The 14488-nt window shown below is 47.5% G+C and carries 10 protein-coding genes; all 10 read left to right on the forward strand.

Annotated elements, in window-relative coordinates; genetic code table 11:
- The first annotated feature begins 57 nt into the window (after nt 1–57).
- The 10 genes from DVH26_RS10675 to DVH26_RS10720 all read left to right on the forward strand — a co-directional run bounded on the left by DVH26_RS10675 (nt 58) and on the right by DVH26_RS10720 (nt 14442).
- A complete protein-coding gene (locus tag DVH26_RS10675; protein WP_239633668.1) occupies nt 58–1035 on the forward strand; it encodes a D-2-hydroxyacid dehydrogenase in 978 nt (325 codons plus the stop codon).
- A gap of 33 nt (nt 1036–1068) precedes the next feature.
- Nucleotides 1069–1977 (forward strand): N-acetylneuraminate lyase, encoded by a 909-nt coding sequence (locus tag DVH26_RS10680; protein ID WP_239633669.1) that lies wholly within the window; start codon nt 1069–1071, stop codon nt 1975–1977.
- A gap of 175 nt (nt 1978–2152) precedes the next feature.
- Nucleotides 2153–4387, forward strand: coding sequence for a helix-turn-helix domain-containing protein (locus DVH26_RS10685; RefSeq protein ID WP_239633670.1), 2235 nt, complete (start codon nt 2153–2155; stop codon nt 4385–4387).
- Nucleotides 4388–4603: 216 nt separating this feature from the next.
- Nucleotides 4604–5551 carry an ABC transporter permease gene (locus DVH26_RS10690; RefSeq protein WP_239633671.1) on the forward strand — a complete coding sequence of 316 codons (948 nt, stop codon included), beginning with the start codon at nt 4604–4606 and terminating at the stop codon, nt 5549–5551.
- Between the two features lie 22 nt (nt 5552–5573).
- Nucleotides 5574–6449: a carbohydrate ABC transporter permease gene (locus DVH26_RS10695; protein WP_239633672.1), complete on the forward strand. Its 876-nt coding sequence runs from the start codon at nt 5574–5576 to the stop codon at nt 6447–6449.
- 47 nt (nt 6450–6496) lie between these two features.
- Nucleotides 6497–8128 carry an extracellular solute-binding protein gene (locus tag DVH26_RS10700; protein ID WP_239633673.1) on the forward strand — a complete coding sequence of 544 codons (1632 nt, stop codon included), beginning with the start codon at nt 6497–6499 and terminating at the stop codon, nt 8126–8128.
- 123 nt (nt 8129–8251) lie between these two features.
- Nucleotides 8252–9337 carry a sialidase family protein gene (locus tag DVH26_RS10705; RefSeq protein ID WP_239633674.1) on the forward strand — a complete coding sequence of 362 codons (1086 nt, stop codon included), beginning with the start codon at nt 8252–8254 and terminating at the stop codon, nt 9335–9337.
- A 79-nt stretch (nt 9338–9416) separates the two neighbouring features.
- Entirely contained in the window at nt 9417–10223 is an 807-nt protein-coding gene (locus DVH26_RS10710) for a polysaccharide deacetylase family protein (protein WP_239633675.1), read from the forward strand.
- Nucleotides 10224–10290: 67 nt separating this feature from the next.
- Nucleotides 10291–13833, forward strand: a complete 3543-nt coding sequence (locus DVH26_RS10715) for a CBM96 family carbohydrate-binding protein (RefSeq protein ID WP_239633676.1) — start codon at nt 10291–10293, stop codon at nt 13831–13833.
- Between the two features lie 384 nt (nt 13834–14217).
- Nucleotides 14218–14442 carry a hypothetical protein gene (locus tag DVH26_RS10720; RefSeq protein WP_239633677.1) on the forward strand — a complete coding sequence of 75 codons (225 nt, stop codon included), beginning with the start codon at nt 14218–14220 and terminating at the stop codon, nt 14440–14442.
- Nucleotides 14443–14488 lie beyond the last annotated feature (46 nt).

Below are 14488 nucleotides of genomic sequence, written 5' to 3' on the forward strand. Positions count from 1 at the left end.
CGCAGTGCCTCCTATTTCAGATATTGCTATTATACCAACCGATTGTGGGAGTTGACCATGAAAATCGTCGTTTTGGACGGCTATACGTTAAACCCCGGTGATTTGACCTGGGATGAATTGATTAAGCTCGGTGATGTGACCGTATTTGATCGTTCCCCTCACGATAAAATATTGGAACGCTCTCAAGGAGCGCAGGTGCTGTTGACCAACAAAACGCCATTGAGTGCAACTACACTGCAGCAATTGCCGGACTTACAATACATCGGTGTTCTTGCTACTGGCTATGATGTGATTGATGTGAATGCTGCCGCATCCCAACATATAGTGGTTGCTAATATCCCGTACTATGGAACCGATTCTGTCGCACAATTTGTTTTTGCCTTACTATTCGAGCTCTGCCATCAGGTCGGATTGCATGCCAAATCTGTACAACAGGGGGCATGGACGGCAAGTCCGGATTGGTGTTATTGGAAAACCCAGCTAGTTGAATTGTCTGGTAAAACGATGGGGATTATAGGTTCGGGACGGATAGGAATGCAGGCGGCACGAATCGCTAATACGCTAGGGATGAAGGTGATTGCTTTAAATAGAAGAGGGGAAACGGACCGAGAGGTTCCTTTCAACGGTTTCCAATGGGTTTCCAAGGATGCCCTGTTCCGGAATTCAGATGTCATTAGTCTGCACTGTCCGCTGACGAAGGAGACAGAAGGTATCATAAACAAATCTCATCTGGAACTGATGAAATCTAATGCTTTTCTCATTAATACTGCACGAGGAAAACTGGTGATCGAAAGTGATCTTGCTCACTCACTGAATGAGCGGACTATTGCAGGAGCCGCGCTTGATGTGCTGTCCTCGGAGCCTCCTGCTCCAAATAATCCATTGCTTCATGCGCCCAATTGCATCATTACGCCGCATATCGCTTGGGCAACAAGGGAAGCCCGTGGCAGACTGCTTCAAACTGCTGTAGATAACGTACGATCGTTTCTGGAGGGAAACCCTCAGAATATTGTGCGAATCCGGAACAACCATTAATCTTACAATTGAAAGGATACAGGTGAGCTTATTATGTTGACTTTGGACAAATTCAAAGGAGTTATCCCGGCGTTGATTACGCCCTATGATGGAGAGGGGAAGATCAGCGAATCAGCCACCCGCAAGCTTGTTCGTCATTTGATTGATAAGCAGGTGGATGGATTTTATTTAAGCGGAAGCACGGGGGAAGGGTTTTTGCAATCCGTTGGCGAACGTCAATCGTTTCTCGAAATCGTTGTAGACGAGGTTCGAGGAGTCGTGCCTGTTATCGCGCATGTCGGAGCGATGGACACGGCCACCTGCGTAGATCTTACGAAGCATGCTGCACTTGCCGGCGCTGATGCGGTATCGTCGGTTGCGCCGTTTTATTATAAGCATGGTCAGGAGCAAGTGCGAGGGCATTATCTCGATATTGCGACGGCTGCCGACATTCCGCTCATTATTTACCATTTTCCTGAGATGACGGGGGTTCAATCTACCGTCCGGTTTTATGAGGAGCTCTCCAAGGTAGACAATATTATTGGAGTCAAGTTTACGTCCAAGGACACGTTCGAGCTTCAGCAGTTGATCGAAGCGTGCGGTCCGGACTTCCGCGTATTCAACGGACCGGATGAGTGCTTGCTTGCGGGGTTGGCGTTTGGCTGCTGCGGAGCCATCGGGAGTACTTACAACATCATGCCGGAGTTATTCGTCGAGCTGTACCGTGCGTTCCAGACCGGGGATTTGGCAGCTGCCCGTAAGCTGCAAGCCAAAGCGAACCGCGTGATCGCTGAGCTGCTGAAATACGATTTCATCGCATTCGAAAGGGAAATTTTACATTTGCAAGGAATTGAAGTGGGATCGCCGAGAAAACCGATTCAACAATTGTCGAGTGAAGAGCGGCTGCAAATTCGCCATTTTGCTCAACAAGTAGATTTTCTGAGTACCAATACCGTCGTCTGAAAGAGATTGTCCTTATCAAGCACACCCTAGGTGTGCTATTTTACTATATAGGAAAAAGTGAAGAACATTTCTGGGATCAATATTTTTGTCTTATAATTCGGACAAGAAACTCATATAGGCCATGAAAGACACTGAGCGTTACTATTGACTTCATTAGGAAAGGGGCCTCGTTCGGATGCGCAAACAATGGTATTATCGGTTGCTTTTATCTTATCTTCCTATCTTCGTCGTAGCTTCGTCTGTCGTTGTTCTCATTTCCATTATCACCGTACGATTAACGATCGGGAATGAAGCGAACCGGGTCAACGAAGTTGCAACGAAGCAGATGCTCCAGAGCGTCGATGATGCTCTGCGTTCCATCGATCAATTAATCGTAAAAGAAATTTTGAACAGCGTGACCTTCGACAAGTTTTTCGATCCTGCCAAAGAAACGAATAAATATTTGGATTCCCTTGAAATGAGCGAACGGATTCGAAATATTATTCACGCTACTCCGCTGATCGACTCGCTGTATTTGTACCGTTTCCGGGATCAAATCGTTTTGACCAGGGATGAAAGAATTTCTATAGACCAATTCCCGGATCGGGATTTTCTGATGGGAGTCATCCGTAATCAACCGAAGTCGAAATGGTCGGATTTGCGAAAAATTTCGGAAGTGAACACCTATTCGAACGAGATCATAACCCGCAACGTGTTGACGCTTACGAGCAAAGTTCCGACCATTTCCGGAGGGCAAGGGCTCATTGTAGTCAATGTCCGTCCTTATGCTATTCAATCGATGATTGAGCAAATGGCAAATTCGCAGTACAGTCATCTCGATTTTGTGGATAAAGAGGGCGGTTTTATTGCGTCCATCGAGGGAAACGAAGCGGTGTCTGGAGTCGATGCCCCCAAATTGCATTCATTCTCGATTTCATCGGATTATACGGGGTGGAGCATGCGCAGCTCGGTTGACAACTCCAAGGTGTACGGGTTTAGTTCGACCATTTTTTATGTTTGCTATGGGTTATGGCTGTTGGTCATCGCATTCGGCGCCTACTGGATTTATGTTATTACCCGCAAAAACTACAAACCAATTGAAGCGTTGACAGATCGCCTGGATCGCTTCAAATCCCAAAAAAGCATACAGCTGCTGGGAAGCGAAAAAAGGAATGATTTCGACTTTATTGAAGAGGCCATCGATCAACTGATCGATCAATTCGACAACCAGCAACTGCTGCGTAGCGAAAATGTGAAATACCGGCATACGAAGCTGCTATTGGATTTGCTTGAAGGCAATACCGTCAGTCGAGACGATGAGTTAATCTTAACGATGCTTGAAGAACGATATCAAGCTCGTGTTGCAATGGCTGAGATTGACCACTATTCCGGTTTTGCGGCACGATATAGCAAGCGCGATCAATATTTATTGAAATATGCGATTTTACGCGTATTCCAGGAGGTAGCGGAAAAGCACGGTATTCACGTATGGACAGAATGGATACAGGCAAACCATATGACTATTTTGTTTCAATCCGGCAATTTGGGTACCAAGGCGGAGTCGATTACGGAAGAAGTTTGCGTGTGGATTCAAGACAATCTGGATTTTACGATAACGGTCGGTATCGGATCGTTAGCACAGGAGATCGATGAAATAGCTGAATCCCACAAAGCGGCTATGCATGCCGTCAAAATGAAATTCAAGTTCGGCAGCAATCGAGTCATCGCTTCGGACAATATCCAGCATTTGAAGGAAGAGGAACTGATTGTACAGCCCCAATTACTGCGGACTATCGCACAGTCGTTTCGGCAAGGTAATTCCGGATGGATAGATAGCATGCAGGAGTTCGTTCGGCAGACGTCGGAAGCCGGTATGTCCAAAGATAGCGTTCTGAACCTGGTGAAGCTCGTGTTGTTTTCCATCGACCGCGAAATGAGCGAAACGTCATCGGACCTTAAATCGATTTGGAATAAAGGACAGAACTCTTTAAATGAAGGATTGGAGCCGCTGGAAACGGAGGCCGAGCTGTATCCTTATGTTTACGCGCAATTAAACGATATCTTCGATGAAATAAACAAGCGTAAGAACGAAGACTCTCAAACGGCACTGCTCTACAAAATTAAAGCTTATATAGATGAGCATTATGAAGATCCGGACCTTTCCTTGACGGGTATCGGTGAGCTGTTTCACATTAACTCCAGCTTTATGAGCCGAATTTTCAAAGAAGAAATCGGAATGAACATGATGGATTACCTTTTGCAGGCGAGAGTCGAGAGGGCAAAGCAACTGCTCAAGGAAACCCGAGATACGGTTCAAATCATCGCCGGTCAAGTCGGTTACCTTCATACGATTTCGTTCATACGCGCTTTCAAAAAGTCGACGGGGCTAACGCCAGGCGAATACAGAAAAATTTCGACGGAAGCCGAGTAAGGGCGGTCTGCCTAGATGTTTTTCGATAAAATCTGCATAGTAAAAAAATGTACATCAGGCTTCGCTCTGCTTCTGAAGATCGCTTCGGAAGGCTGGAGAGGAGCCTTTTTCTTGCCCCATCTATCGAGAAAAAAGGTGTATATTGTGCACAAACGCAGCTCTCCGGTATATTGGGGACATTCCACAAACGATCATACAAAAAGGAGCAGGCAAATAATGAAAACAGCAGCCGTGGCGGTGAAAAAGCACAACCCTACAAACACGGAGCGAAGGAAATTATGGAGGTCGAACATTCCTCTCTGGATTTTGTTTCTTCCGGTATTGATCTACTTCATCGTATTCAAATATATACCGATTGGAGGGATCATTATTGCTTTCAAAGATTACAATCTCCGTGAAGGCATATGGAACAGTCCATGGGCCGGGTTCAAATATTTCGAAATGCTTTGGACCAGCCCGGATTTCTTGAGAGTGTTTAGCAATACATTGTTAATCAGCATGCTAGGCTTTGTTATCGGTTTTCCTTTTCCGATCCTGCTAGCGATCCTGTTAAATGAGATTCGGAAACAGTGGTATAAGAAGGCGGTACAAACGCTGGTGTATTTGCCTCATTTTTTATCGATGGTCATCGTTACGGGCGTCGTAGTGACTATATTTTCCTCCAGCGGAGCGATGAACGGATTGCTGCAAGCGATTACGGGCTCGGAGGAACCGATTCCATTCTTATACAAGATCCCGAGCTGGCTGGCGATTTATTTCGGCTCAAGCATTTGGCAGGAAGCGGGCTTCTCCGCCATTATATACTTGGCCGCTTTGTCCTCGCTCGACCCGTCCTTGTATGAAGCGGCCGCTATAGACGGAGCTCCCAAGTGGAGGCAAATGTGGCACATTACGCTGCCGGGTATTCGCTCCACGATCATCGTTCTGCTCATTTTGCAAATGGGGAAGCTGATCGACGTAGGGTTTGACAAGGTGTATATGCTGTCCAACCCGGCCGTTTCCGAGGTTGCCGATGTCATTTCGACATTTGTATACCGGGTAGGGCTTCAGGGAGGCCAGTTCAGTTTTACGGCGGCAGTCGGGCTATTCGAGTCGGTTATCGGGCTAGTGCTCGTATTGACGGCCAATGGGATAGCCCGCAAATTCGATCAAGGATTGTTCTGATTTTACGAGGGGGCACGCACGAATGAAACCTACATCAGGCGAAAAACTATTTTACGGAATTAATGCTTTGTTTTTAGGGCTATGGGCGTTAACAGCATTAGTACCGCTGCTTCATATCGTATCGCTGTCGTTTAGCAGCAATCACGCGATATTGGCCGGGAAAGTATTTATATGGCCTGTGGAGTTCAGCTGGGACTCTTATGAAGCTTTGTTGAAAGGAACACGTGTGCCGGATGCTTTTTTGAACAGCGTAATCATTACCGGAGTCGGCGTGGCCTTCAATATGCTGTTTACGATTTTTGCGGCGTATCCGTTATCGAAGAAGCATTTTATAGGGCGGAGGTTCATGACGCTTCTGATCATTTTCACGATGCTTTTCTCCGGTGGGCTTATACCGAGCTATTTGCTGGTCAAGTCGCTTGGATTGATCGATTCTTATTGGGCCCTATGGCTTCCGGGACTAGTCAGCGCTTACAACATGTTGATTATGAAAACGTTCTTTGAGAACATTCCTGAGGAGTTGCTCGATTCAGCCAAGATGGATGGATGCGGCGAATGGAGATTGGCGGCCCAAATTGTGCTGCCGTTATCCGCTCCCGTTATGGCGACGCTGGCTTTATTTTATGGTGTAAGTCACTGGAACTCGTTCATGAACGTGCTCATTTATATTAATGATTCAAGCAAATATAACTTGTCCGTTCTCATCCAGCAGATGGTGGCGCAATCGAATCTGATGAACGAGCTGCAAAATATTCAAGAAGAGGACAGGCAAATGCTGACTCCCGAATCGATTCGCTCTGCAGGCATGACAGTAATGCTAATTCCGATGATTGTCGTATACCCTCTGCTTCAAAAGCATTTCGTTAAGGGGGTGTTAATTGGCGCGGTAAAAGGATAAGGTTATCTTTATGAAACGATGGAAAAACAAACAGAGGAGGTCGCACAATGAAAGCGAACAGGAAGAACTTACGCAAGGTGGCCATTGCCGGTTTTTGCATGCTAGCGGTAGGCTTGGCCGGGTGCTCCAAACAAAACGGAAGCGATCCCAAACCGAGTGCGGATAAAGCGAAGCCGCAGATTACGATTTCGGCATACGATGCCGGTAATACGCCTCCGGAAGAAGGCACAATCGAGAAAAACAGATGGGTGACGTGGATGTCCGAGAACGGCCCGGCCCAATTAAAAGTAATGGCTATCCCGAGAACGGAATCCGTACAAAAATTCAATACGTTGTTCGCCTCGGGCTCCGCTCCCGATCTCATTCAGGAGTTCAGCGCACCGTTTCGCAACCAGCTGTATGATCAAAAATTGATCCTGCCCGTCGATGATTTAATTGAGAAGCACAGCACGACGTATAAAGAGCTGCTCAAACAATATCCTGCATTGAAAAAAGCGGCTACGATGCCTGACGGCAAAATGTACGGGTTCGGGCGGATTAACGGTCTGCGGCCGCACAATGTATTGATGGTCAGAGCGGATTGGCTCAAAAAGCTGAACCTTCCCGTACCGCAAACGCAAGAAGAGTTCATTCGCGTATTGAAAGCATTTCGGGATAATGACCCGGATGGCAATGGCAAGAAAGATACGATTACGATGGATATGGGCGCCCGTTCGATCCAGGTAATCGACAGCATGTTCGGCAACGTAGGTTGGACGATTTCCGGTGACAAGATGGTATGGGATTGGGAAAGGGCGAAAGCGGCTGCCGCCTTCAAGAAGCAATTATATGATGAAGGGCTGATCGACAAAGATTATTTGACGAAAAAAGGGTCCGGTTACATGGGGCTGTATGCGCAGGAAATCATTGCCGGAAAAATCGGGATGTGGGGCACTAGCGTACATCAATCCGATATCGACACGTTCAAAGCGCTGAAAAAAGCCGATCCGAATGCGGAATTACAGGTCATCCCGCTCCCCGCGACCGTATTTGGCCAGTTCAGCCCGATCTTATCCAATCCGGTACAAGTGACCGGAATGATCAATGCGGATTCCAAACATCCGGAGGCGGTTATGAAGTATGTTGATTTTATGGCGGCCAAGGATACAGGCCAAACTCTAAAATACGGCATCAAGGGTGAAGATTGGAAGGAAGGCGCGAATGGTTGCCAGCAGTTCATTGATAAAATAAAAACCGATCCGAAGATCAAGTATACAGCAGCGTATACGATGCTCTTCTCGCCGATTGCGGAAGGTTCGTGCGGACAGTTTCAGGCATCGCTCAATCCGAACGACCCGGTAGAAAAGCAATATCTTGATCTTATGAAGCAGGCGTACGACATTTATTTGGACGAGAAGCGTCCTATGCCCGACTTTACGCACCCGGAACATGTTCCGGCGATGCCCGGAGAATTGCAAACATCGTTCAACAACGCGACCAAAACCATCTCGGACATTTGGACGAAAGCCGTTATATCCGGAGCTTCCTATACCGTCGATCAGGCATTTCAGGACGCCAAGAGCACCTGGGACAAAAACAACGGCAAAAATATAGAGGAATGGTACGCGAAATGGTATCAGGACAACAAAACGAAAGCGTTTTTGACCAAGGACTTTTACGAGTTCAAGCTGAAATTTTAACTTGGAGCTTGAAGCAGGATGGAGTATGGATTAGCTTCCGTCCTGCTATCAATCTACAACGGTTGCATCGTTTCAACGATGCTAGTAGTCAGCAAGTTTGAACAAAAGGAGGACATACAATCGATGGGGAACGGATCGATCCAATACATCACCGTGGCGGAAGCCGGACCGGGCAACCCGCGCAATGATACGGCCAGCGTCGCTCAGTTGAAGGACGGAAGCCTGCTTTTGGCATGGCATAAATATGAGGACAGTGCCGAGGGAGGAAGCGATTTTGGTCTCTGCCGCATTTATACCAAGTTATCGAGAGATGACGGGATCACATGGAGCGAGGAAACCTTGCTCGTGGACGTAGAACCTGGCGACCATAACGTGCAAGCACCCGGTTTAACCCGGCTACCTTCCGGTGATTTGATGCTTCATTGCCTTCGCGGTCATCACGGAGGGAGCAGCTCGACGATGTGCTTGCTCCGTTCCCGCGATGAGGGGAAAACCTGGCGCGATGCGGGCAACGTATGGAGTCGAAGCGACGGACAATGGCTTCAGGGCGGCGCCAATCAGATGAACGTCTTGTCGAGCGGGCGATTGCTGCTGCCGTTTCATTTCGGCACGGGGCATCAGGGGAGCCAGCATAATACTGTCGCATGCTTTATTAGTGACGACGAGGGTAATAGCTGGCGAAGATCAAGCGGGACGGTCGACTTGCCAATGCGCGGCGCAATGGAGGCATCGGCAGCGGAGTTGGCTTCTGGGCGGATAATCATGTCGCTTCGAACGCAGTTAGGGTCGGTGTTCTTATCTTATTCCGACGATGGGGGGGAGAACTGGTCGTTACCGCAAACATCAGGACTGCAAGCTCCGGAGTCATGCACTTGCCTTAGGCGTATTCCCGAAACCGACGATTTGGTGCTGTTTTATAACGGCAGCAAATACGATCCGACACGCCACCATTACGGACTGCGTACTCCACTATCGGCCGCTTTGTCACGCGATGACGGCATAACATGGAAGAAGGTCGGGGACATTGAGACCGGTCCCTTCGAATTTATGGATTTGAACTGTTCGTTCACCGATTCGGGAAAGGCACTGCTTACTTACACGAAAGTGGAAGATCCGCAAATAACGCAGCAGGATAAATCGATGCCTTTCAAACGGACTGAAATGGATTTGATTCTAGCTATTATAGATCGGGAATGGTTGTATTTATAACCATTCTACAAAATTTGAGTAGGTAGGGTATCTCTCGGAAGAGCGTGGAGAGAGATACCTCACCGACAGGAGAAACCGCATGAAAATACGATACGACCGCTTTCCCGGCGGCAAAACGAAAGCGATTACAATGAGCTACGATGATGGTAGAGAAGATGATCGACAGCTTGTCGCTATAATGAATGAATATGGATTAAAGGGGGCATTCCATCTAAACTCGGGCTTTTTGGGGAAGCCTGGTTATATTGGCGTGAATGAGGTTCAGACTCTGTACGCCGGGCAAGAAGTATCTGCCCATACGGCAGAGCATCCTTTTCTGGATGTAACTCCTCCGGACCGTATTGTTATGGAGATCATGAAAGACCGCGATGCATTGGAAGCGCTTACCGATTATCCTGTTCGTGGCATGAGTTATCCGCACGGGGCATGGAATGAACAGGTTGTGTCGGTATTGCCCGGCCTTGGCATTGAATATGCTCGAACGACGACCAGCACCCACACGTTCGATATCCCTTCCGATTTCCTGCTTTGGCATCCGACTTGCCATCATAAACAAATGCTGGAGTACGGGAAAAGGCTCCTTTCTGAGAAGCCGAGACACTTGCGAATGGCTCTACTCTATGTGTGGGGGCACAGTTATGAGTTTGAACGAGATCGGAACTGGAGCTTACTCGAACAGTTCGGCGAGCTGGCAGGGCGGCGCAACGACATCTGGTACGCCACGAATTCCGAAATCGTCGGTTATATGAGAGCCATCCGGCAGCTACGTTTCTCCGTATCCGGTCACATCATACATAATCCTTCAGCCATATCGGTGTGGATCGGAGTTGATGATACGTCGGTAGAAATAAAAGGAGGTGAGACTAAACATTTAAAACCATGCTGATCGGATAGCAAATGGGAAGAAAAGGAACTACTTTGTTCAACCACTTTTACAAAGAGGAGTGATTGTTATGCGGAAAAAGTCCGTCATTCGTTCTCGAGCTTTACTGATGTTTGTTATTGTCTGCTTTCTAGTTGCCGGCGTAGGTTTCCCAGTTTACGCTCTCGAGTCAAACGACGATGAAATTCAGATTCCGGCGCTAGCCGATACGTATGTGAATCCGGGATCGTCCGCAAATTTGAATTTCGGTTCGTCGCCAACGCTTCAAGTAAGAACGTGGAGCGATCCGAACTATACCCGCGAATCATACATGAAATTCGATCTAAGTTCCTATCCCGGTCAATTGGGAACAGCAACGCTGAACGTTTATGCTGCTGTGAACAATGCTAATGGCAGCCCGCTCGCCTTCCAATTGTACGGGGTGGAAGAAGATTCGTGGACGGAGAATATGATGATCTGGAATGACAAGCCGGCAATGAACCATTATTTAGCCAATGTGGACGTAGGCTTGACATGGCAATGGATTCAGGTAGACGTCACCTCCTTCGTGAAGGCACAGCTAGCATCGGATCAGATGGCCAGCTTTGGATTAACCCAAGCCGCCAAGAATGGTGCGCTAATCCATATCAACAGTAAAGAGAGCCCAGCAAATCAGCCGTATTTGTCACTATCACACGAACGTGTTAATCCATCGGCTCCGAAGTGGCCTTCCGGTGCCAGCGTTGAAATTATGCAATTGAACGAGAACGGGCTGGATTTGAAATGGACGGAACCGAAAGGTTCAGCGAATGTAAGCAATTATCGCATCATTCAGAACGACAAAACTATCGCGACCGTAACGGGCACTACGTACCATATTCCGATTCCGAGCTCCGATATCGGCAAAACGTATACATTGAAGATTGAAGCCGGAAGCAATCAAAACCGGTGGAGCCATGACGGCCCCTACATAACCGTGACCATCCCGAAAACCGAGCTCAAACAAGTGAACATCGGGAATGTGTTCATCGAAAATGAGCCGATCCAGCTCAAGGTTGCGACGCTGCAGCCTAGCGTTACGTGGTCAGTTTACGATATGCAGGGCACCCAGATGTCCGGAGGAACAGAATATAACGACAAGGGCCAAATGCTCATTCATGTTCCTTATACTAAACGCGGCTACTTTAAGCTCAAGGCAACCGTCGAATCGTCAAATGTACAACCACCGGTTCCATTGGAAACGTCGTTCGCCGTTCTGTCGCCTTATGATTTTACTGCTGTAGCGGATTCCCCGTTCGGGATGGGGGCCCATCTGCACAGGGGACAAACCACAACGATTCCGTTAATTCAGCAGGCAGGCGCGAAATCGGTCCGGACTGGCATCGAGTGGCACGCGATTGAGAAAACGAAGGGAGAGTACACGTTCAGTCCCGTTCCGGATAACTACATGGCGAAACTCAAAGAGCAGGGCATCGGAAAGTTGTTTGTCGCTGCATACAACAACCCTTTTTACGACAACAACGGCACTCCGTACACGGACCAAGGCCGTGAAGGTTTCGCTAACTATGCCGAAGCCTACGTTGATAATTACAAAGATCAGTTGATCGCGATGGAAGCCTACAATGAGTTTCATGGTTCTTTCGGAAAAAGAGGCAATAGTCCTGCCAACTCCCGTCCTGATTATTATTTTAAATTATTGAAAAAAACGTATGAGACGGTTAAAGCCGAACATCCTGAATTCCCAGTCTATGGCATTGTCGCTTCCGAAGATGCAGTGAGTTGGATCGAGGAAGTGTTCAAGCTGGGCGGGCTGCAGTATATGGACGCAGTTACCCTGCATCCTTACCTTTATCCGAATGAGCCAGAAGGCTTGTCCGACTCTCTGGAACGAATTAAGGCATTAATTCGCCAATATAATAATGGCCAAGACAAACCGATTTGGCTCACGGAATTCGGTTATCCAACCCATAAGGCCGGGAATGGCGTCGATGAAATAACTCAAGCGAATTATTTGGTCCGTTATCATGTGTTGGCGCTTTCAATCGGAGTCGAAAAATTATTTTGGTACAATATGGTGAATGACGGGCTTCGTAACGACTATAACGAAGATAATTTCGGCATTCTTCGTAATGCGGCTGACCCGCTCGGTGCATTCACTCCAAAGCCCGCTTATGCCGCCTATGCCGCAATGACAAGGGAGCTCACCGGTTGGCAATTTTCAGCTGAAGAGCCGCTCCAGTCCGGCTTGAAAAGCTACATGTTTGCTAATGGCGGACAAAACAAACGGGTGGTATGGTCGCTCGCACCCGCGTCGGCTGTCATCAGAACGAATCAGCCTGTTGAAATTACGGATATGATGGGGAATACGCGAACGTTTGCGCCGACGAACGGGAATATTTACGTGACTTTGACTGGAGAGCCTATTTACATCAAAGGAAATATACAATCGATCAATAAGGATGCGACGTTTACCGTTTCAGGAGGAAGCGCTCGGTCCGGTGAGCCGGTGATGCTGCAAGTTGAAATGAACAATATGACAGCGGAAGCGCTGGATTTTACATTGGAGATCGAAGAACAACAATTCGTGATGAATGCCGCCCCTGGGCAAAACAAGCTTCAGACAGTTGTTGTGAACGGGTTGGATGAGCCTGGGACACGGATCGTCAAAGGAGTTGTGAAATTAGGTGGGCAAGCCGTCGGGCTGCTGCAGCATGTTACTGCCGTACTCCCGTCTGAAACAATTCACATTCGCCCGGTCATTAATGGTACCGATCCGCTAAGTCAATCGATCAAGGTACAAATCCGAAATCACTCGATGATCAACGCCTTGCCTGTTCATAGTGTGGATTGGAAGCTTGGAACATTGACGGGCCGTCAGGAGCTGAATCAAGTGCTGCAGCCCGATTCGGCTAGGGAGTTCAATATCCCGCTGCAAAGTATGGAGCTCAGCAAAAGCTATCCGGCTAACGTCGATGTAGCTTTCGGAAACAACAAAACGTATACCTATTCAGGCTCTATCGAATTCAATCCGGTCTATTACGGAACGGTGAATGTAGACGGAAATGCCGACCCGCTTATCGTTGCGAAGCCGGCGACCATCGATTTGTCCAAGGGCAATGTGAAGGTGAGCGGCTATAATGGAGCCAATGATTTGAGTGGTTCCGTATGGCTGAACTATGACAACGATCATGTTTATTTTACCGCAAAAATCAAGGATAACATTCATGCGTTTCCGGCTACGGATGTGAACATATGGAACAACGATAGTATCCAGTTTGCGATTTCGAGCGGATTACCGGGCGAAGATCCTAAATATTACGAATACGGAATTTCGCAAACATCGGCAGGTCCGCAAATTTATCGTTGGATCGCGCCGGCTGGCGTTTCCAAAGGATTAGTCACAGGCGGAACGGTTCGTGTAGCAAGAGATGAGGCCCAGAAGCTGACGACCTATGAGTTGGCATTGCCTTGGTCGGAACTAACGCCGATCGGGACCGAAACCGGAGTATTCAGCCTTTCACTGCTCGTTAACGAAAACGACGGCAATTTGAGAAGAGGCTATATCGAATGGGGTGGCGGAATCGGCGACGGCAAGGCGCCAAGCAAATTCCGGACGATGCAATGGGTTCGATAATATCGTAAACTAATAAAAGATAGATGAAATTGCTCCCTTCCTGTTTATAAAATTGTTTCTGTGAAGAGATGATTTATGGATGAGAGGGGAGTTTTTTGCTTGCATTTGAGAGGTCGAACAACATTGTTTCAATCGATAGGCAAAAATTCATATGAAATCGTGATAAATACGAGATGCTAATGCGTATTCCATTATGTTAATGCCATCCCGCTAAAGATGGCATTCACAACAATCTACATCATTACGCTAACGGGTACGTTAGCTCCATAAAGCAACAAAGACGCAGCTGCCGGAATAAACCGGCAGCTTTATTACGCTAACGGACTGGCGTATTATTATGTAGATATAGTAGGTTGAAAATATACGAAAAGTATAGGAGTAATCATGAAATTTCAGATAATCTGGAATGCATTTTTTAAAGTTAAAAATGAGGAAAAGGCAGATCGACTTATTAATCAAATTGAAGTAAGAACAGGTCACCCAATTGTGTCAAAACAATTTGAAAGATCGAAAAAGGAGCCTTCACTCTTAGGAGTAACGTTTGTACTTCTGCTGCTTTTCGTAAATGGGAAAAATGAGGATCTGCTAAAGCCTTTTAACCGGAAATGACAATTGGCTGCTGTACACTCAACTAAAGGGTACGATAGTGGAGTTG

The sequence above is a fragment of the Paenibacillus sp. H1-7 genome (genome assembly GCF_022354825.1).
In the GTDB taxonomy this organism is placed as follows: domain Bacteria; phylum Bacillota; class Bacilli; order Paenibacillales; family NBRC-103111; genus Paenibacillus_S.

Excerpts from the sequence above, each read along its gene's own strand:
- DVH26_RS10675 (WP_239633668.1), top strand. The coding sequence starts at position 58 with ATGAAAATCGTCGTTTTGGACGGCTATACGTTAAACCCCGGTGATTTG.
- DVH26_RS10680 (WP_239633669.1), top strand. The coding sequence starts at position 1,069 with ATGTTGACTTTGGACAAATTCAAAGGAGTTATCCCGGCGTTGATTACG.
- DVH26_RS10685 (WP_239633670.1), top strand. The coding sequence starts at position 2,153 with ATGCGCAAACAATGGTATTATCGGTTGCTTTTATCTTATCTTCCTATC.
- DVH26_RS10690 (WP_239633671.1), top strand. The coding sequence starts at position 4,604 with ATGAAAACAGCAGCCGTGGCGGTGAAAAAGCACAACCCTACAAACACG.
- DVH26_RS10695 (WP_239633672.1), top strand. The coding sequence starts at position 5,574 with ATGAAACCTACATCAGGCGAAAAACTATTTTACGGAATTAATGCTTTG.
- DVH26_RS10700 (WP_239633673.1), top strand. The coding sequence starts at position 6,497 with ATGAAAGCGAACAGGAAGAACTTACGCAAGGTGGCCATTGCCGGTTTT.
- DVH26_RS10705 (WP_239633674.1), top strand. The coding sequence starts at position 8,252 with ATGGGGAACGGATCGATCCAATACATCACCGTGGCGGAAGCCGGACCG.
- DVH26_RS10710 (WP_239633675.1), top strand. The coding sequence starts at position 9,417 with ATGAAAATACGATACGACCGCTTTCCCGGCGGCAAAACGAAAGCGATT.
- DVH26_RS10715 (WP_239633676.1), top strand. The coding sequence starts at position 10,291 with ATGCGGAAAAAGTCCGTCATTCGTTCTCGAGCTTTACTGATGTTTGTT.
- DVH26_RS10720 (WP_239633677.1), top strand. The coding sequence starts at position 14,218 with ATGAAATTTCAGATAATCTGGAATGCATTTTTTAAAGTTAAAAATGAG.